We start from the raw sequence: 18,450 nt of genomic DNA on the forward strand, positions 1-18,450 counted from the left end.
ACGGCTCACCGGTACAGCCTCCGGCCGCAGTGGGGCCAGGGACTCGCGCCCCGCTGGACGTACAGCTTCTTGGCCCGGAAGGTCTGCTCGGCGGCGGGCGCGTTCTGGGCGGTGCCGGTGCCGCCGAGGGAGCGCCAGGTGCCGGGGTCGAACTGGTAGAGCCCGCCGTACGTCCCTGAGGGGTCGACGGCGTTCGGGCGGCCGCCGGACTCGCAGGCGGCGAGCGCGCCCCAGTCGAGGCCGTCGGCGCCGGCGACGGAGGTGGGCAGCGGCCGGGTGCCGACCCGCACCTTGCGGGTGACGGGTTCGCGGACGATCTCCTCGGCGATCCTGCGGGGCTTCTGCCGGACGCCGTTGACGGTGCGCAGGCTGTACGTGACGCGGCGGACGCCCTGGGCGCCCTGGCGTTCGACGGTCTCGGTGCCGGCGAACAGGTCGGGGTCGCGGGTCCGCTCGACGGCGTACGGGATGACCTCCTCCCGGACCTGCCGGGAGCCGGTGATGCGCAGCACGGTGACGGTCTGGCCGTCGCGGGGGAAGGAGTCGGGGGTGACGGAGGTGGCGTCCTGCCCGGAGAGGGTGATCCCGGCCTCGGTGAGGGCCTCGCGGACGGTGGCGGCGTTCGTGCGGACGGTCCGCTCGCGTCCGTCGGCGAGGAAGGTGACCGTCCGTTCGGTGCGGACGTCGAGTGAGAGGCCCTGGCGGGAGATGGGGGCGCCGCGGGAGACCGAGAGGTACGCGCCCTCGGCGCGGACCCCGAGCTGGCGCAGGGCGCCCTCGACGGTGCGGGCGGTCGTCCACACCTGGCGGCGCCGGCCGTCGAGGGTGAGGGAGACGGGACGGCCGTAGCGGACGACGATCTCGTCGCCGCTGGTCAGCGCCTCGGCGGGGGCGGGCGCGACGATGTCGTGGTCGCCGACGGTCAGCCCTTCGTCGGCGAGGAGTTCCTGGACGTCGTCGGCGAAGGTGTGGAGGGTGCGCGGCACGCCGTCGACGGAGAGCCGGACCGCCTTGTCGTCGGCGACGAAGGCGCTGGTGCCGCCGGCGAGGAAGGCGACGACGAGGGCCTGCGGGACGAGCCGCCGCAGTCCTTCCCCGGCGGATCCCGAGGCCTTGCGGCGGCGGGCGGCACGCCGGGATCCGGCGCGGGAGCCCTGCCCGGGGACGGCGCCCGGGGCCGGGCCGGGAGCAGAGCCGGGGAGCGGGCCGGTGGGGGGAAGGACGAGCGGCGCGGCCTGGGTCTGCTGCTCGTGGAGGGGCAGGGTGGCTGCGGCGCCCCGCCGTCCGGCTCGGTGACTGCCCTGGGAAGTGCTCACGAGGCCGGGACCCTAGCCCCGGCCCCGGTGACTCTCCCGGACGACCCGACTACGACACGTAACCGTTATGCATCAGTAATCGAAGGCACGGGCGGTGTTCACGGCGATCGCCTCGGCCATCTCGTTCTCCCCGATGCCCCGGACCTCCGCCATCGCCCGGAGGGTGACCGGGATCAGGTACGGGGCGTTCGGGCGGCCCCGGTAGGGCGCCGGGGTGAGGAAGGGGGCGTCCGTCTCGACGAGGACGAGTTCCAGCGGGGCGACGGCGAGCGCGTCCCGCAGGTGCTGGGCGTTCTTGAAGGTGACGTTGCCCGCGAAGGACATGTAGTAGCCCTTGGCGGCGCAGATCTCGGCCATGGCGGCGTCGCCGGAGTAGCAGTGGAAGACGGTCCGCTCGGGGGCGCCCTCCTCGTCGAGGACGCGCAGCACGTCGGCGTGGGCCTCGCGGTCGTGGATGACGAGCGCCTTGCCGTGGCGCTTGGCGATCTCGATGTGGGCGCGGAAGGAACGCTCCTGCGCGGCGATGCCCTCGGGGCCCGTACGGAAGAAGTCGAGGCCGGTCTCGCCGACGCCGCGGACGTACGGGAGGGCGGCGAGCCGGTCGATCTCGGTGAGGGCGTCGTCGAGGGCCGCGTCACCGCCGCCGTCGCGGGCGCCCTGCCGGGACCACCCGTCGGGGTCCCCCAGGACGATCCGGGGCGCTTCGTTGGGGTGCAGGGCGACGGCCGCGTGGACGTGCTCGTGGGCGGCGGCGGTCTCCGCGGCCCACCGGGAGCCCTTCACGTCGCAGCCGACCTGCACGACCGTGGTCACCCCGACGGCGGCGGCCTTGACGAGGGCCTCCTCGACGGTCCCGGACTGCAGGTCCAGGTGGGTGTGCGAGTCCGCGACCTCCACGAGGAGGGGTTCGGGCAGCGGGGGCGGGGCGTCCTTGGCACTCATGCCCCCGATCGTACGAGGGCCGTGAGTGCCCGCGCGCGGGGTTACCCGCGGCGCGGACACCCCGCGGCACACATGGCCCGTGCGCGGGTCACCTCGGCGCCGGGGAACCGGTCAGTGCTGGCGGCGGAAGGGGTGCAGGAGGTCGGACAGGTGCCAGTGGTGCGGTACCGGCGGGCTCTCGGGGGTCTCCTCGCCGAGTTCGCGCCCCCGGGGCCGGGAGGTGTCCTCGACGCGTTCCCGCCGGCCCGGCCGGGAGGGGTTCTCGGTGAGTTCCTGTCCGATGGGTCCGGACGGCGAGACGGGCTTGGTCGCCCTCGCACCGTGCTGGTGCTTCTCCGTCGCCGCGATCAGGTCGAGCACCGACGACACCTGCCCCGCGCGCATGATGCGGACGACGTGGCCGCCGCAGTTCATGCAGGTGGGGCTGGAGAGCGGGGACGGGACCCGCTCGCCTTCGGCCTTGTAGACGACGAATTCATGGCCGGCGGCGTCGACGTGGTGCTCGATGTCGTACGCCTGCTCCCAGCCGTATCCACAGCGCATGCAGGCGAAGGCGTACGCCTCGTGGGCGACGGATATGCCGGTGCCGGTGATCTCGCTCATGCCAGCTCCTCTCCACTGATCAGTGGACGCCTTTTCGGGCCGGAGCGCATCAGCGGGGATCGAACCATGGAAGGCTCTTGGCTCTTCCCTTGCCAAACGCCCCTGGGAAATGTCCCGGCGCCGGGTTCGGCTTTACCTTTCAGAATAAATCAGCACAGGACGCACTGACCGCCCCTCCGTGTGGATCTCGGCCCGGCCCGTACGCGATCATGTCCGGGCGTCCGTCGTAGTCGACGGGTGTCAGCCCTTCGCCGGTCCCGCCGCGCCCTTCCCCGCTCCCTCCGCGTTCTTCGCCGCCACCACGGCGTCGAACACCTCCCGCTTCGGCAGGCCCGCGTCGGCGGCGACCGCGGCGATCGCCTCCTTGCGCCGCTCCCCCGCCTCCTCGCGCACCCGGACCCTGCGCACCAGTTCCTCGGCGTCGAGTTCGGCCGGGCCGGTCTCCGGGGCGCCCTCGACGACGACGGTGATCTCGCCCCGTACGCCCTCGGCCGCCCAGGCCGCGAGCTCGGCGAGCGGGCCGCGCTTGACCTCCTCGTACGTCTTGGTCAGCTCGCGGCAGACGGCGGCGCGGCGCTCGGCGCCGAAGACCTCGGCCATCGCGGCGAGCGTGTCGTCGAGCCGGTGCGGGGCCTCGAAGTAGACGAGGGTCCGCCGCTCGTCCGCGACCTCCCGCAGCCGTCCGAGCCGCTCGCCGGCCTTGCGCGGCAGGAAGCCCTCGAAGCAGAAACGGTCCACGGGCAGCCCGGAGAGGGCGAGCGCGGTGAGCACGGCCGACGGGCCGGGGACGGCCGTGACCTTGATGTCCTGCTCGACGGCGGCGGCGACGAGCCGGTAGCCGGGGTCGGAGACGGACGGCATGCCCGCGTCGGTCACGAGCAGCACCCGGGCGCCGCCGGCCAGGGCCTCGACGAGCTCCGGCGTACGGGCGGACTCGTTGCCCTCGAAGTACGAGACGACCCGTCCCGTGGTGTGGATGCCGAGCGCCCGCGTCAGACCCCGCAGCCTCCGGGTGTCCTCGGCGGCCACGATGTCCGCGCGCTCCAGCTCGGTGGCGAGTCGGGGCGGAGCGTCCGCGATGTCACCGATGGGGGTCCCTGCGAGTACCAGCGTTCCTGTCACAGGGGTCATCCTCCCAGCCCGGACAGGCGACGCGCACAGGCGCGTTCCCTACGATGGCGCGGTGACCAGTACCGCACCCGAGACCCTGGAGGGCCGGCACGCCGTGGCAGAGCCCTCTTCGTGGCAACAGCGGCTGCGGCGTTTCGGCTATTCGCCGCCCGCCGGAAGCGCCGCACCCATCGGGCTGCGGGAGCGGCTCGTCCCCGCGTACACCCGCCCCTCCGAGCGCGTGTGGTCGCTCCTCGGCCTCGGCCCCGGGCCTGCCGAGCGGCTCTGGCGGCTGATGGCCTGGGGCGGTCCGCTCCTGGTCACGGCGGTCGCGGGGCTGCTGAGGTTCTGGAACCTGGGCAAGCCGCGCGCGGTGATATTCGACGAGACGTACTACGCCAAGGACTCCTGGGCCCTGATCAACCAGGGGTACGAGGGGGCGTGGCCGAAGGACATCGACAAGACGATCCTGGCGGACCCCGGCTCGGTGCTGGTGCCGACGGACCCCGGCTATGTCGTCCATCCCCCGATGGGCAAGTGGGTCATCGGCGTCGGCGAGAAGATCTTCGGCTTCGAGCCGTTCGGCTGGCGCTTCATGGTGGCGCTGCTCGGCACGCTGTCCGTGCTGATGCTCTGCCGGATCGGCCGACGGCTGTTCCGTTCGACGTTCCTGGGCTGTCTCGCGGGTCTGCTGCTGGCGGTCGACGGGCTGCACTTCGTGATGAGCCGGACCGCGCTCCTCGACCAGGTGCTGATGTTCTTCGTGCTCGCCGCGTTCGGCTGCCTGGTCCTCGACCGCGACCGGGCCCGGAAACGGCTCGCGGGCGCGCTGCCGGAGGACGAGGAGGGGGTCCTTCGACCCGACGCGGAGGTCGCGGAGTCCGTACGCCTCGGGTGGCGGCCGTGGCGGATCGCGGCGGGCGTGATGCTGGGTCTCGCGGCGGCGACCAAGTGGAACGGCCTGTACGTCATGGTGGGCTTCGGCCTGATGACGGTCCTGTGGGACGTCGGCGGCCGACGCACGGCGGGCGCGGTCCGCCCGTACCTCGCGGTGATCAGGAAGGACCTCGTCCCGGCGTTCGTGTCGGTGGTGCCGGTGGCGATCGTCACGTACATCGCGACGTGGACGGGGTGGATCGTCAGCGACAAGGGGTACTTCCGCGGCTGGGCCGCCCAGCAGGACAAGCTCGACGGCGGCGGGACGTGGAGCTGGCTGCCGGACTGGCTGCGCAGCCTCTGGCACTACGAGACCGAGGTGTACACCTTCCACGTCGGCCTGACGTCGCCGCACACGTACGAGTCGAACCCCTGGTCGTGGATCGTCCTCGGCCGCCCGGTCTCCTACTTCTACGAGTCCCCCGCCCCTGGTACCGCGGGCTGCCCGGCCACCACGAAGGAGAAGTGCGCCCAGGAGGTCCTGGCCCTCGGCACCCCGCTCCTGTGGTGGGCCGCCTGCTTCGCGATCCTGTACGTCCTGTGGCGCTGGGCGTTCCGCCGCGACTGGCGCGCGGGCGCGGTCGCCTGCGGCATCGCGGCCGGCTGGGTCCCCTGGTTCCTCTACCAGGAACGCACGATCTTCCTCTTCTACGCGGTCGTCTTCGTGCCCTTCCTGTGCCTGGCGGTGGCGATGATGCTGGGCGCGATCATCGGCCCGGCGGGCTCCTCGGAGAGGCGCCGCACGTTCGGCGCGGTGGCGGCGGGCTGCCTGGTCCTGCTGATCGTCTGGAACTTCATCTACTTCTGGCCGATCTACACGGGCACGCCGATCCCGATAGACGAGTGGCGCGGGCGGATGTGGCTGGACACCTGGGTCTAGGGCCTGGGAATCACAGCAGGAGGGCGCGGCCGGGGCGCGACACACGCGCCCCGGCCGTCGGCCGTCAGGCTTCGGCCGTCAGACGTCGGCCGGCTTCGTGAACTCCTCGATGAGGACCGGATACTGCTCGCCTCCGTGGCCGGCCGCGATCGCGCGGTCGGCCATCGCCTTGAACAGCTTCGGCAGCTCCGCGTTGACGCCGAGCGCCTCGCTCTCCTCGATGAGGTGGGCCATCGCCCGGGCGTCGGTCTCCAGGGCCGACACCTCCGCCGGGTACGAGCCGCGGTCGATCTGCTCGGCGTACCCCGGCAGCCATTCGGCGACCCCGGCGGCGATCTGCCGGGCGAACGGCGCGTACGTCACCGCGTCGACGCCGGCCGTCCTGAGCAGGGCGGTGCCCTGGAGCCAGGCGTTGAGGACGCTCCACATCATGGCGAGGCCCGCCATGTCGTACAGGGACGCCAGTCCGTGGTCCTCGCCGAGGTGGGTGACGGTGCCGAGCGCGCCGAGCGCCGACTCGTACTCCTCGAAGGCCTGGCGCGGTCCGCTGTGCAGGATCACCGCGTCGGCGGTTCCGATCACCGGCGGTACGGCCATGATGGCGCCGTCCAGGTAGCGGGCGCCGCGCTCCCCGGCCCAGCGGGCGGTCTCCCGGGCCTGGGCGGAGTCGCCCGAGGTCAGGTTCACAAGGGTCGTACCGTCCAGGTCGACGTCGCTCGCGCCGAGCAGCTCGCGCACGGCCCGGTAGTCGGTGAGGCAGACGATCGTCAGGGAGCCGGCCCTGACCGCGTCGCCGACGGTCGGCGCCAGGAGGGCGCCCTCGGCGACCAGGTGGTCGGCCTTGGCGGCCGTGCGGTTCCACATGGTCGTGGGGTGGCCGGCCCTCAGGAAGGCGCCGGCGAGCGACCGGCCCATCAGGCCAAGTCCGATGACGGTCACGGGAGTAGGGGATGCGGGGGCGTTGTTGTCGGTCATGGCAGCATCGTCGACGTTGAGACCGGTGTGAAGGTCAAGGGAGGCTTCGATGCGGATCGGAGAGCTGAGCCGCCGGACGGGCGTCCACACGCATCAGCTGCGCTACTACGAGGCCCAGGGCCTGCTCGATGCCGAGCGCGGCGCGAACGGCTACCGCGACTACGACGAGAGTGCCGTACTGCGGGTGCGGCAGATCCGGCACCTGCTCGGCGCGGGGCTGTCCTCCGAGGACATCGCGTACCTGCTGCCCTGCGCGGTCGGGGAGACCCCGGAGCTGCTCGGCTGCCCCGAGCTGCTGACCGCGATGCGGTCGCGGATGCGGCGGATCGACGACCGGATGGAGCAGCTGGCCCGGTCGCGCGCCGCTCTCGCCGTCTACATCGACGCGGCCGAACGCGTGAGCGACGAGAACTACCCGCCCTTCGACGGTTCCGGCCAGGAGCGGGTCACCGCCTGACCGTTCCCCTCGGAGCTCCGTCGTCCATGTGACGGATGTGCCGTTAGTTGCTCGACACACCGAAGGGGCGCTGCTTGACTGGACGGCCACCTGGGGAGGGGAACCGCAGTCATGCGCAGTGGAGCCAAGGTCGCGATGGTCGGGGGAGTGTTCGCCGTCGTGGCGGGCGGGGTCGGGTACGGGGGCTACAACCTGTGGAACGGGGTCACGGGCGGCGACATGTCGTCCGTGGGGACCCGGTCCGAGGCGGCGCCGAAGACAGGACCCGTCACCCCCGACGAGGTCACCACCACCGCACGGGAGTTCCTGGCGGCCTGGGCGGCCGGGGAGCCGGAGAAGGCCGGGCAGCTGACGAACGACCCGGTCACGGCGGGCCCCGCCGTGGCGGCCTACCGGGAGGGCGCGAGCGTCTCGGAGGCCGTCATCACGCCGGGGACGCCGGTCGGGACGAAGGTCCCGTTCACGGTGAAGGCGACCGTCACCTACGAGGGCGTGTCGAAGCCCTGGTCGTACGCCTCCGCCCTGACCGTGGTGCGCGGCGATTCCACGGGCCGGCCGCTGGTGAAGTGGGCGCCGTCCGTGCTCCACCCGAAGCTGCTCACCACCGAGGCGACGCTGCACACGGGCGAGGCGAAGACGGCGACCGTGAAGGCGGTCGACCGGAACGGCGAGGAGCTGACGGCGGAGAAGTACCCCTCGCTCGCGCCGATCGTCGCCGAACTGCGCACCCGGTACGGGGCGAAGACCGGCGGCACGGCCGGCATCGAGACATGGATCGACTCGGGCAGCGAGACCGTCCCCGACACCACGGTCCTGGTCCTGCAGAAGGGGAAGCCCGGCACCCTGAAGACCACCATCGACCCGGACGTCCAGGCGGCGGCCGAGAAGGCGGTCAAGGCGTACGGGACGGCGGCGGTGGCGGCGATCGAGCCGTCGACGGGCGCGATTCGGGCGGTCGCGAACAGCCCGGCGGGCGGCTACAACACGGCGTTCCTGGGCAAGCAGGCGCCGGGCTCCACGATGAAGATCGTGACCGCGACCATGATGATGCAGAACGGTCTGGCGACGCCCGGCGGCCGGGTCGAGTGTCCCGCCGACGTCTCCTGGAAGGGCGTCCCCTTCCACAACCTGGACCACTTCAAGATCGACGGCGGTACGTTCACCGAATCCTTCAGCCGCTCCTGCAACACCGCCTTCCTCAAGTCGCTCGGCCCTCTCAGTGAGAAGGACGTCGAGGACACCATCCTCGGCGAGACCGCCCGCCGCTCCTTCGGCATCGGCCTCACCTGGAAGGTCGGCGTCCAGACGGAGGACGGCGACGTGCCCGAGTCGTCCGGGGGAGAGACGGCCGCCTCGTACATCGGCCAGGGCAGGATCACGATGAACGCCCTCAACGTCGCCTCGCTCTCCGCGACCGCGAAGAACGGCGGCTTCCTCCAGCCGTACCTGGTGGCGAAGAGCCTCGACGACCGGGAGTTCGCCGAGGCCGAGCCGCTCTCCGACGAGGTCGCCACGGGGCTGCGCCGGATGATGAGAGAGACGGCGACGAACGGCACCGCGGCCGAGGCGATGGCCGGCGTCTCCTCCCCGAAGGGCGCCAAGACCGGCTCCGCCGAGGTCGACAACCAGTCCACGTCCAACAGCTGGTTCACCGGCTACTCGGGCGACCTCGCGGCGGCGGCGGTCGTGGAGGAGGGCGGCCATGGCGGCGACTCGGCGGGCAAGGTGGTGGCGACGGTCCTGAAGGCGGGCTGAGCACCCGGCCACGGGCGTGCCCGAGGGCCGGAACCCGGTCGCATGGCCCGTACAGCTACCGCTACCGTGCGGGCCATGACTTCCGACATCTCCCCCGCGCACCCCCAGTTCGCCGCGGCCCTCAAGGAGCTGGGTCTTGACGTCGAGATCCGCCGCTTCCCGGACGAGACCCGGACCGCCCAGCAGGCCGCCGAGGCCATCGGCTGCGAGGTCGCGGAGATCGTGAAGTCGCTGATCTTCGCCGCCGACGGGGTGCCCGTCCTCGTCCTGATGGACGGCGCCTCGCGGGTGGACGTCGAGCGGGTACGGCAGGAGCTGGGCGCCGGGAAGGTGACCCGGGCGGACGCGAAGGCGGTCCGGGAGACCACCGGGTACGCGATCGGCGGCGTCCCGCCGTTCGGGCACCGGACGCGGACCCGGGTCCTCGCCGACCGGGGCATCCTCGACCACGACGTGGTGTGGGCGGCGGCGGGCACCCCGCACACGGTCTTCGCGATGGACCCGAAGTCGCTGGTGACGCACGCCGGCGGCACCGTGGTGGACGTCCGCGAGCCCTCGGTGTGACGCCGCTCGTCACCCTCGCGGTCCGGCGCGCCGCTCATGGCGCGCGCGGGCGAGGTGATGGGCCGTCCGCAGCAGGTCCCGTGTGGGTGCGTCGGTGCGCTCGCCCGGGTTCACCACGGCCAGCCAGCCGGCGGTGCCGTAGACGGGGTGCGCGATCACGGTGTCGGTGGCGCTGGGGTCGACGTCAGGGGAGGCCGGTTCGCGCGGGGCGTGACCGGTCCACTGGATGAATGCCTCCTTCCCGGCGGCGATGTTCACGCGGAAGGTGTCGGGCCGGTCCAGACGCGAGGCCTCGTCGCCGGGGTAGTCCTTGGTCACGACGGTCGCGAACGGTTGCGCCGTCGTCGGAGTGACGCCGTCGGGCGCGTAGAAGAAGAACGTGTCGCCCCAGCTGATCTCCGGCGTACCGTCGCCGGGTGCGGGCCTGAGGGTCAGGACGCCGTCGAGGCCGCCCACGAAGCTGATGATCTCGTCGAGGGTCATGTGCTCCAGCGTGGCATTCACGTGCTTGTGGAGACTTCGAGGCCGAAATCGCTGGAGGACGGGATGCCAGGTCTCAAATCGGCGGATCTGCGTACCGCTGATGTCGCGCGGCGCGCCGGGTACTCCGTGCAGCAGATTCGCAACCTGGAGCGCGACGGCGTGCTTCCGTCGGTGACGCGTACGGCCACGGGTTACCGGGTCTACGGGGAAGTGCATCTGCAGTCCGCGCTGGCCTACCGGGCCCTCGCCGCGGGCGTGGGGCCGGTCGAGGCCAAGAAGATCGTCCGGGCCTTCCACCGGGTCCCCGTCTCGCAGGCGCTCGCCCTGCTCGACACGGCGCACGCCCGGCTCGACGCGGAGCGCGCGGAACTGAGGCGGGCCCAGGAGGCCGCGCACGCGATCTCGACCGAGCCGATCGAGGACGTACGCACGTCGGACTCGATGAGCGTCTCCGAACTCGCCGCCGCGCTCGGGGTACGCGCGTCGACCTTGCGGCACTGGCACGCGGAGGCGCTCGTCGTCCCGGACCGCGACCCCGTACGCGGAACGCGCCGCTACACACCGGCTCAGGTTCGGGACGCCCGGATCGTCCACCAACTGCGGAAGGCCGGCTACCGCATCCCGCCCCTGCGCTCCCTCATGCCGGAGTTGCGGCGCAACCGCCGCTCGGAGGACGTCACCGCGGCCCTGACGGCCAGGGAGACCAGCATCACCGCTCGGTCGAGGGCCCTCCTGGACGGCGCCACGGCACTCAGCGCGGTGCTCACCCTGCGGGGGAAGGCGGTCTGAACCGGGGGATGCCCCTGCGTTCCCGGGGAACCCCCTGTCAGGAGTCGGCGCCGCACGAGGCGCGGTGCGATTACGCGGGGCCGGCGGAGCCTGATCCTCTGGCCTCCTCGCGCACCACGCCGTAGCGGAGGCCCACAACGTGCGAGCTGAAGGTGCGGGATGCGAGGAGTTCGAGGTCCATCCGCTGCTCGCTCCGGGGGTAGTACGGAATGCCGCCGCCGACGAACACCGGGTGCACCCTGGGCCGGTACTCGTCGATCAGGTCCTGTGCGGCCGCCTCGGCGGCGAGCGTGGCGCCACCGATCGCGATCTCGCCTTCCCCGGGCTCGGCCCGGAGCCGCTCGATCTCCTCGGCCACGCTGCCGGTGGCCAGGCGGGCGTTGCCCTGTACCTCCGACAGCGTGGTGGAGAACACGACCTTGGGGAGCGGCTTCCAGAGCGCGGCCCATTCGAGCATGGAGTCGTCGAGCGAGGGGTCCTGGTCGGCGGTCTCCCAGTACAGCATCGTCTCGTACAGCCGCCGCCCCATCAGATGGACGCCGATCTGCCGCAGCTCGTCGATGTAGAAGCGGAAGACCTCCTCGTCGGGCTCCGTCCAGTCGAAGCGGCCGTCCGGGCCGACGATGTAGCCGTCGAGCGAGACGCCCATCGAATAGGTCACGCTGCGCATCAGAAGTCCTCTCGGTGGGGAGTTCCGACCGTACGACCGCCGGAGGGGCGGGAGCCGTCGCGGCTCGCTGGAATCCTGGGATCACCCGGGAGGAGACGCCCACCCGTACCTGCCGGGACGCTGGAAGGGCCCTCGGTCAGTCGGTCGACGAGCGTCCTTCGCCCAGTACCTCCGCGAAGTGGGTGTTGACCGCGAGCAGTCCGCCGTCCACCCGCAGGACCGTGCCCGTGATCCACGAGGCGTCCGCCGAGGCGAGGAAGGCCACGGCGGCGGCCACGTCCTCGGGGGTGCCGACGCGGCCCAGGGGGTAGACGCGGTCGGCGAGGGCGGCGAGTTGGGGTTCTCGGCCCGCCCAGGCCGTCGTCGCGATCGTGCCCGGGTCGATCTGGTTCACGCGGACCCCGCGCGGCGCCGCGTCGCCCGCCAGGGTGCGGGTGAGGGAGGCCAGGGCCGCCTTCGCCGCGCTGTAGGCGTGGCCGCCGAAGTCCGCCTCGGCGTTGACCGAGCCGATGGTGACGATCGCCCCGCGTCCGCCGGCCGCCGCCAGGTGCGGAAGGGCCGCCCGTGAGCAGCGGACCGCACCCATGAACGTCACGTCGTGCTGGAGACTCCAGACCTCGTCCGGCTCGTCCTCGAAGCGGTCCCGGTCGGGGGCCACCGGGCCGAGGGCGTTGTTGACGAGGACGTCCAGGCCGCCGAAGGCCTGAACCGCGTACGCCACGGCCGCGTCCACCGAGGCCTGGTCCGCCACGTCGCAGTGCCGGTGCTCCGCCCCGGGAATCTCCGCCGCCGTCTTCCGTGCCGCCTTCTCGTCCACGTCCGTGACCAGGACCCTCGCGCCCTCCGCCGCGAGGCGTCGCGGGGCACCTGTAACCTTCCGTTCATCAATTACCCCCGGTCAAAAGCGAAGAGAAGCCCCTGCGCGGGCAATTCGGCTGCGACCGAAAGGCTTTGACACACCCCTGGCGCGAACACCACGATCTACCTCGCCGACGACCACGTGTTCGACCAGGGGGAATCATGTCTTCGTTGTCTTCTTCATATCTGTCCGGCGTCGAGGAAATCGCCGAGTCCCTTTCCTCCCGGAGTTACGACCTGATCTCCGGCGACAAGGTGAAACAGCTTCTCGTCCAGCGGTCCGAGAACGCGCTCGACGACCTGGAGCCGTTCCGCGACAGCTGGACGCGGATGCCGCTCGACAGCTACATGGCGGACGGCGGTCGCTACCGCCGTCGACGGCACGCCACGCTGAGCGCGCCGCGGGCGAGCGCCGACTACCGCGTCGAGGAGCACCAGCCGCACTACCAGGGGCTCGACTACAACAACCTCAACGGTGGTGTGGCCCGGCACTACGAGCCGTTCGAGGACGGGATCCTGCGCGGCCGCACGATGGACAGCCTGCTCACCCTCGGCTGCGACGTCTTCGGCCGCCTCGCCCCGTACTCGGGCTGGCACATCGAGGCCCACCAGTTCCGTATCGAGGTCAACGGCGAGGAAGTGGGTCTGCCCACGCCGGAGGGCGTGCACCGCGACGGTGTCACGTTCGTCCTGATGGCGATGATCGGGCGCAGCAACGCCACCGGCGGCGAGAGCACCGTCTTCAACCTGGACAAGCAGCCGGTCGAGAAGTTCTCCCTGACCGACCCGCTCGACCTGGCTCTCGTCAACGACGAGCGGGTCTACCACGGCGTCTCGCCGATCGAGCAGATCGATCCCGCCGCCCCGGCCTCGCGTGACGTCCTGGTCATCACCTACCGTCACAAGCCCTGATGTCAGGTGCGGGGGCGGGGGCGGCGGCGTCTGCGAAGGCACGCCTCCCCCGCACCCGCCCACCCCTTGAGTGAGAAAGACGGGAAGACGGGTACATGGGTCAGCTCATCGCCGTGGCGGTCATCACCATTCTGGCTGTCATCAGCCCCGGCGCGGATTTCGCGATGACCGTCCGCAACAGTTATCTGTACGGAAGGACCGCCGGCGTTCTCGCGGCGGTGGGAATCGCCCTGGGTGTTCTCGTCCACGTCACGTACACGATGCTGGGTGTGGGACTCCTGGTGTCCCGTACCCCGATGCTTTTCACGGCGATGAAGCTGATCGGCGCGGCCTATCTGATCTACATCGGGTACAAGACGTTCGTCACCAAGGCCCAGGTGGACATCGACCTTTCGGAGGGCGGCGGGCTTTCGAAGGCCGGTGCGCTGCGCACCGGATTCCTGACGAACGCCCTCAACCCGAAGACGATGCTGTTCGTGCTCAGCACGTACACGCAGGTCGTCAGCGCCGACACCCCCGTCTTCCAGCAGGTGGGCTACGGACTCTTCATGTCGTTCGCCCACCTCGTCTGGTTCGCCCTCGCCGCGCTCCTCTTCTCCAACCAGAGCCTGCGGTCCCGGCTGTTGAAGCGGCAGACCGTGCTCAACAAGGTCATCGGGACCGTGCTCGTCGGCCTGGGGATGATGCTCGCGCTCGCGCCCTCCATGGCGTGATCCCGAACCGGAGAGGTCAGTCGGTCGAGACCCGCTCCACACGCGGCTCGGCGATCGCGCGGAAGTCCTCCGCCGACAGGGCGATCGAGCGGTCGAGCCTGGCCGCGTTGAAGTAGAACTCCTGGTGCGTCAACAGGCCGGGATCGACGAGGAGTTCCAGTCGCTCGTCGAAGGCGAACGGCAGGATCGTGCCGCTCGGCGAACCCGCGAGGTCCTCCGCGATCTCCGGGGAGGCGAACGAGACGTACGTGCCGCCGTACAGCGCCTTCACCGCACCCAGGTCGATCCGGCGGTCACCGGGCACGACGACCAGCGCGAAGCGCTTCTCCTTCTTGCCGATCTTCACCATGGCGATGATGCACTTGGCCGCCTCGGCGAGCGTGTGGCCCCGCAGCGCGCTGACCGCCTCGGTGCCGCCTTCGGGGGCGTGCTCGATCACCCGGTAGGCCGCCCCGCGCTCGTCGAGCAGGGCGATCAGCTTCTCGTACGTCTCATGTCCGGTGTCGGTCATGTGGTTCCTCCTCGTTGCGGCGCTTTTCAAGTGGTTTCGTACGACGGCGTGTTGACCCTACGCTCGCTGTCCAGGTGTCCGAGCAGCGCGACACCCGAGCCGTCCAGTTCGTACAGCACGCGTACGCCCGCCCGGCGCCGTCGCACCACGCCCGCGGCCATCAGGAGCGTGAGGTGTTCGGAGACGGTGCTGGGGGCGAGCCCGAGCCTCGTCGCCAGGTCCGATGTCGTGGTCGGCGCGACGAGACCGCGGACGACACCGGCCCGGCTGCGGCCGAGCAGGATCTCCAGCCGGTCGCCGCGCGCGGGTTCGTCGGTCCGGCCGCCGCCCCGTCCGCCGCCCCGGCCGCCGGGCCGGCTCTCACCGGCGAGTACGGCGGCCCCCTCGACCTGGTACGACACGGCCGTCACCCCGTTCGGAGCGGAGTGGAAGAGGGACACTCCCCGGCCGAACACCAGGGGGACGAGGACGATGCGGGAGACGTCGGCCGCGGCCGCGACCCTGCCGGCGGGCGCCCCGGCGTACAGCCGCAGGACGTCACCGCGCCGCGAGAGGCCCCCGTGCAGGGTGCCCAGGAGACGGTCCGGGCCCTGGGTGGCGAGCACCCGGGCCCGGAGCAGGATGTCGTCCTCCGTGACGGCCCGCAGGGATGCCTCGTACGGGGCGAGGGCGGCCCGGTGGTAGCGGGGGAGGAAGGAGCGGAGTTCGGCGATCCGCGCGGCCGGATCCGCGTACAGCGGGCGTACTTCGACGGGGACGCCCTGCGGGAACCACTGCTCCAGTTCCTCGCGCACCCGGGCCGGGGACACGGCCCGGAGCAGCGCGATCTCCTCCGCCAGGCCGGCCTGCCCGGCCGAGGACGGGACGGGGAGGAGGAAGGACGGCAGGGTTCCTCCGCCGGCCCGGTAGAGCCGGACGAGCCACCCCGGGATGGTCACTTCGGCCCTCGTCAGCGAGCGTCGCGCGGCCCGGCCCCAGTGGGTGTACGGCCATGGCGCGGGTCCCCGGCGCGAGGACAGCATCCCGATGCTGCCGAACGTCTCCCAGAGCCGGCTGTCGGCGATCCGAATCGTGCCGTGTTCGGAAGTCGTCAACGGAATCTCGATCACATGCGCCCCCGTGCGCCTGATCCACCGAACGGTGGAGCGGGCACACCGTACCGGCCGGTAGATCACGTATCCGCGCCTCGGACGCTCAGAATGTCAGGTCGCGGGCGGAGGAACGTCAGGCCCGCGGAGGAGACTCAGGTCCGTCCGCCACCGTCCGCACCGCCCTCACGAGCGACTGGGCGCGCGGGTCCGCCGTCACCGTCCTGCGCATGCCGTTCGTGACGTACCCGAAGGCGATCCCGGCGTCGGGGTCGGCGAAGCCCAGCGAGCCGCCGCGGCCCGGGTGGCCGAACGAGGACGGGCCGAGGAGCGGGGAGGCCGGGCCGTGCAGCATGTGGCCGAGGCCGAAGCGGGTGCCGACGAGCAGCACCTTGTCCAGGCCCGCGGACTCCTCGGTGCGCGCGAGGGCGAGGGTGTCGGCGGTGAGAAGCCCGCCGAGGGTCGCCGCGTAGAAGGCGGCGAGGGCGCGGGCCGTCGCCACCCCGGCCGAGCCGGGCAGTTCGGCGGCCCGGTAGACGGGGTCGTTCTCGTCGGGCTTGGGGTCGATGACTCCGAAGGCCCGCCGGGTGAGGGATTCCGGGTCCTTGTAGGCCTCGGAGACGGACCGCTTGGGGCGGAGCTTGAGCGCGCCGCTTCCGGCCGGTTCGATCTCCTCGACGGGGCCGATCCTGCCGACCCGGTGGGTCTCCGCCCCGGGCAGTCCGATCCACAGGTCGAGGCCGAGGGGGCCGGTGATCTCGTCGGCGACCCAGCGTCCGATGGTGCGGCCGGTGACGTGGTGGACCAGGCCGGAGAGCAGCCAGCTGAAGGTGTGGGCGTGGTAGCCGTGGGCGGTGCCGGGCTCCCAGACGGGGGCCTGGGCGGCGATGGCGGCGGTCGCCGTCGGCAGGTCGGTCGCCTCCGCGAGCGTGAGGGGGCGGTCGAGGACGGGGACGCCCGCCTTGTGCGCGAGGAGCTCGCGCACGGTCACCCGGTCCTTCCCGGCCGCCTTGAAGTCGGGCCAGTACGCGGCGACCGGGGCGTCCAGGTCGAGCAGGCCGCGCTGGTGGAGCAGCAGGGGCACGGCGGCGGCGACGCCCTTGGTGGCCGAGCGGACGACCTGGGCGGTGTCCTCGGTCCACGGGTCGCCGCCGTCGACGTCACGGCTGCCCGCCCACAGGTCGACGACCTTCACTCCGTCGCGGTGGACGGCGACGGCAGCCCCGCGCTCGCCGCGCTGCTCGAAGTTGCGCAGGAACGCGTCCCTGACCGGCTCCCAGCCCGCCGCCACCGTGCCCTGGACGTCCACGCGACCCACTCTCTCCTTCGTACGACCGGCTCCCATGGTGCAACGTGAACGGAGACGGCCGGATTCCGGGGTCAGACCACCGACGCCGGTACGAAGCCGAAGGGCAGCTCCAGGCGGTGCCGGGCCATCAGCTCCTCGTCGGCGAGGATCTCGCCGGTCCGCCCGTCGGCGGCGATGACGCCCTCGCTGAGGATCACCGCGCGCGGGCAGAGCTCCAGGGCGTACGGCAGGTCGTGGGTGACCATGAGGACGGTGACGTCGAGGGAGCGGAGGACGTCGGCGAGTTCGCGGCGCGAGGCCGGGTCCAGGTTGGAGGACGGCTCGTCGAGGACGAGGATCTCCGGCTCCATGGCGAGGACCGTCGCGACGGCGACCCGGCGCCGCTGCCCGAAGGACAGGTGGTGCGGCGGCCGGTCCGCGTACTCCGCCATGCCGACCCGCTCAAGGGCGCGGTTCACGACCGCCTCCAGGTCGGCGCCCCTGAGGCCCGCCGCGGCCGGGCCGAAGGCCACGTCCTCGCGGACGGTCGGCATGAACAGCTGGTCGTCGGGGTCCTGGAAGACGATGCCGACCTTGCGGCGGATCTCCGCCATGTGCTTCCTGCCGACGGGCAGCCCGGCGACGGTGACACCGCCCGCGCCGCCGGTGAGGATGCCGTTGAGATGGAGGACCAGGGTGGTCTTCCCCGCGCCGTTGGGGCCGAGGAGCGCGACCCGCTCGCCGCGCCCGACGGTCAGGTCGACGCCGAACAGGGCCTGGTGGCCGTCGGGGTACGCGTACGCGAGACCGCGTACCTCGAGAGACGGAGTGAGGGTCATCGGAGCGTCCATCCCAGGAGGCAGATCAGGAGTGCGGTGAGGGGCAGCGCGGCGGCGTACGTCCATTGCGCGCGGGTCGCGGTCACCTCGTCGATGACCGGCATGGTGCCCGTGTAGCCCCGGCTGATCATGGCGAGGTGGACCCGCTCCCCGCGTTCGTACGAGCGGATGAAGAGCGCGCCCGCCGACTTGGCGAGGACGCCCCAGTGCCGTACGCCCCGGGCCTCGAAGCCGCGTGAGCGGCGGGCGACGGACATGCGGCGCATCTCGTCGGTGATGACGTCGCCGTACCGGATCATGAACGAGGCGATCTGGACGAGCATCGGCGGCAGCCTCAGCCGCTGGAGGCCGAGGAGCAGGGCGCGCAGTTCGGTGGTGGAGGCGAGGAGCACGGAGGCGGCGACGCCGAGGGTCCCCTTGGCGAGGACGTTCCACGCGCCCCAGAGGCCGGGGACGCTCAGCGACACACCGAGGAAGGTCGTCTGCTCCCCTGGGACGACGAAGGGCATGAGCAGCGCGAACGCGACGAACGGCACCTCGATGAGGAGCCGCTTGAGCAGGAAGCCGGCCGGGATCCGGGCCTTCGCCGCGACGGCCGCGAGGAGCAGGGCGTAGCAGGCGAAGGCCCAGACGGCCTCGCGGGGCGTCGAGACGACGACCACGACGAAGCCGAGGACGGCGGCGAGCTTGGTGTGCGGGGGCAGCTCGTGGACCGGCGACGTCGCGTGCCGGTAGAGCTGGTGGGCGTGGCCCGCTCCCAT

General features: G+C 71.9%; 20 protein-coding genes. 7 read left to right on the plus strand and 13 right to left on the minus strand.

All coding sequences use genetic code 11. The features are described 5' to 3' along the window. Positions 1-5: 5 nt before the first annotated feature. From ACZ4VK_RS24660 to rsmI, 4 genes are all read right to left on the minus strand, one after another. Positions 6-1,316, minus strand: coding sequence for a ubiquitin-like domain-containing protein (locus ACZ4VK_RS24660; RefSeq protein WP_468355771.1), 1,311 nt, complete (start codon positions 1,314-1,316; stop codon positions 6-8). Between the two features lie 72 nt (positions 1,317-1,388). Then, the gene (locus ACZ4VK_RS24665; protein WP_468355774.1) at positions 1,389-2,258 is read right to left on the minus strand and encodes a TatD family hydrolase; all 870 of its coding nucleotides are present in this window, start codon (positions 2,256-2,258) and stop codon (positions 1,389-1,391) included. A 111-nt stretch (positions 2,259-2,369) separates the two neighbouring features. Next, positions 2,370-2,861 carry a hypothetical protein gene (locus ACZ4VK_RS24670; protein ID WP_468355777.1) on the minus strand — a complete coding sequence of 164 codons (492 nt, stop codon included), beginning with the start codon at positions 2,859-2,861 and terminating at the stop codon, positions 2,370-2,372. Positions 2,862-3,101: 240 nt separating this feature from the next. Beyond that, positions 3,102-3,992, minus strand: coding sequence for a 16S rRNA (cytidine(1402)-2'-O)-methyltransferase (gene rsmI, locus ACZ4VK_RS24675; RefSeq protein ID WP_468355780.1), 891 nt, complete (start codon positions 3,990-3,992; stop codon positions 3,102-3,104). Positions 3,993-4,044: 52 nt separating this feature from the next. On the opposite strand from rsmI, the gene ACZ4VK_RS24680 reads away from it, so the two are divergent. Next, the gene (locus ACZ4VK_RS24680; RefSeq protein WP_468355783.1) at positions 4,045-5,787 is read left to right on the plus strand and encodes a dolichyl-phosphate-mannose--protein mannosyltransferase; all 1,743 of its coding nucleotides are present in this window, start codon (positions 4,045-4,047) and stop codon (positions 5,785-5,787) included. 78 nt (positions 5,788-5,865) lie between these two features. On the opposite strand, the gene ACZ4VK_RS24685 is transcribed toward ACZ4VK_RS24680, so the two are convergent. Next, positions 5,866-6,762: an NAD(P)-dependent oxidoreductase gene (locus ACZ4VK_RS24685; protein ID WP_468355785.1), complete on the minus strand. Its 897-nt coding sequence runs from the start codon at positions 6,760-6,762 to the stop codon at positions 5,866-5,868. Between the two features lie 49 nt (positions 6,763-6,811). Between ACZ4VK_RS24685 and ACZ4VK_RS24690 the strand changes: the two genes are divergently transcribed. The 3 genes from ACZ4VK_RS24690 to ACZ4VK_RS24700 all read left to right on the plus strand — a co-directional run bounded on the left by ACZ4VK_RS24690 (position 6,812) and on the right by ACZ4VK_RS24700 (position 9,538). Further along, positions 6,812-7,219, plus strand: a complete 408-nt coding sequence (locus ACZ4VK_RS24690; protein WP_468355788.1) for a MerR family transcriptional regulator — start codon at positions 6,812-6,814, stop codon at positions 7,217-7,219. 111 nt (positions 7,220-7,330) lie between these two features. Further along, positions 7,331-8,974 (plus strand): penicillin-binding transpeptidase domain-containing protein, encoded by a 1,644-nt coding sequence (locus ACZ4VK_RS24695; RefSeq protein ID WP_468355791.1) that lies wholly within the window; start codon positions 7,331-7,333, stop codon positions 8,972-8,974. Positions 8,975-9,016: 42 nt separating this feature from the next. Further along, positions 9,017-9,538, plus strand: a complete 522-nt coding sequence (locus tag ACZ4VK_RS24700) for a YbaK/EbsC family protein (protein ID WP_468355794.1) — start codon at positions 9,017-9,019, stop codon at positions 9,536-9,538. Positions 9,539-9,547: 9 nt separating this feature from the next. Here the strand turns inward: ACZ4VK_RS24700 and ACZ4VK_RS24705 are convergent, their stop codons facing one another. Next, entirely contained in the window at positions 9,548-10,021 is a 474-nt protein-coding gene (locus ACZ4VK_RS24705; RefSeq protein ID WP_468355797.1) for a DUF6194 family protein, read from the minus strand. Positions 10,022-10,084: 63 nt separating this feature from the next. On the opposite strand from ACZ4VK_RS24705, the gene ACZ4VK_RS24710 reads away from it, so the two are divergent. After that, positions 10,085-10,810, plus strand: a complete 726-nt coding sequence (locus tag ACZ4VK_RS24710; protein WP_468355800.1) for a MerR family transcriptional regulator — start codon at positions 10,085-10,087, stop codon at positions 10,808-10,810. A 70-nt stretch (positions 10,811-10,880) separates the two neighbouring features. Here the strand turns inward: ACZ4VK_RS24710 and ACZ4VK_RS24715 are convergent, their stop codons facing one another. Both ACZ4VK_RS24715 and ACZ4VK_RS24720 read right to left on the minus strand, forming a co-directional pair. Next, on the minus strand, positions 10,881-11,480 hold the full coding sequence (locus ACZ4VK_RS24715) for a dihydrofolate reductase family protein (protein WP_468355803.1): 600 nt from the start codon (positions 11,478-11,480) through the stop codon (positions 10,881-10,883). Between the two features lie 136 nt (positions 11,481-11,616). Beyond that, a complete protein-coding gene (locus tag ACZ4VK_RS24720) occupies positions 11,617-12,369 on the minus strand; it encodes an SDR family NAD(P)-dependent oxidoreductase (protein WP_468356363.1) in 753 nt (250 codons plus the stop codon). A 131-nt stretch (positions 12,370-12,500) separates the two neighbouring features. On the opposite strand from ACZ4VK_RS24720, the gene ACZ4VK_RS24725 reads away from it, so the two are divergent. After that, a complete protein-coding gene (locus ACZ4VK_RS24725) occupies positions 12,501-13,250 on the plus strand; it encodes a 2OG-Fe dioxygenase family protein (RefSeq protein WP_468355806.1) in 750 nt (249 codons plus the stop codon). A gap of 95 nt (positions 13,251-13,345) precedes the next feature. Then, positions 13,346-13,963 (plus strand): LysE family translocator, encoded by a 618-nt coding sequence (locus ACZ4VK_RS24730; protein WP_468355809.1) that lies wholly within the window; start codon positions 13,346-13,348, stop codon positions 13,961-13,963. Between the two features lie 16 nt (positions 13,964-13,979). On the opposite strand, the gene ACZ4VK_RS24735 is transcribed toward ACZ4VK_RS24730, so the two are convergent. The 5 genes from ACZ4VK_RS24735 to cbiQ form a co-directional block, all read right to left on the minus strand. Beyond that, positions 13,980-14,474: a YbaK/EbsC family protein gene (locus tag ACZ4VK_RS24735; protein WP_468355812.1), complete on the minus strand. Its 495-nt coding sequence runs from the start codon at positions 14,472-14,474 to the stop codon at positions 13,980-13,982. 26 nt (positions 14,475-14,500) lie between these two features. Continuing rightward, positions 14,501-15,568, minus strand: a complete 1,068-nt coding sequence (locus ACZ4VK_RS24740; RefSeq protein WP_468355815.1) for an ArsR family transcriptional regulator — start codon at positions 15,566-15,568, stop codon at positions 14,501-14,503. A 130-nt stretch (positions 15,569-15,698) separates the two neighbouring features. Beyond that, positions 15,699-16,907 (minus strand): serine hydrolase domain-containing protein, encoded by a 1,209-nt coding sequence (locus ACZ4VK_RS24745; protein WP_468355818.1) that lies wholly within the window; start codon positions 16,905-16,907, stop codon positions 15,699-15,701. Positions 16,908-16,942: 35 nt separating this feature from the next. Next, positions 16,943-17,689, minus strand: coding sequence for an energy-coupling factor ABC transporter ATP-binding protein (locus ACZ4VK_RS24750; protein ID WP_468355821.1), 747 nt, complete (start codon positions 17,687-17,689; stop codon positions 16,943-16,945). Further along, positions 17,686-18,450 carry a cobalt ECF transporter T component CbiQ gene (gene cbiQ, locus ACZ4VK_RS24755; protein WP_468355824.1) on the minus strand — a complete coding sequence of 255 codons (765 nt, stop codon included), beginning with the start codon at positions 18,448-18,450 and terminating at the stop codon, positions 17,686-17,688. Before cbiQ ends, ACZ4VK_RS24750 begins: the two co-directional genes overlap by 4 nt.

It is taken from the genome of Streptomyces sp. NPDC028711, assembly GCF_055565415.1.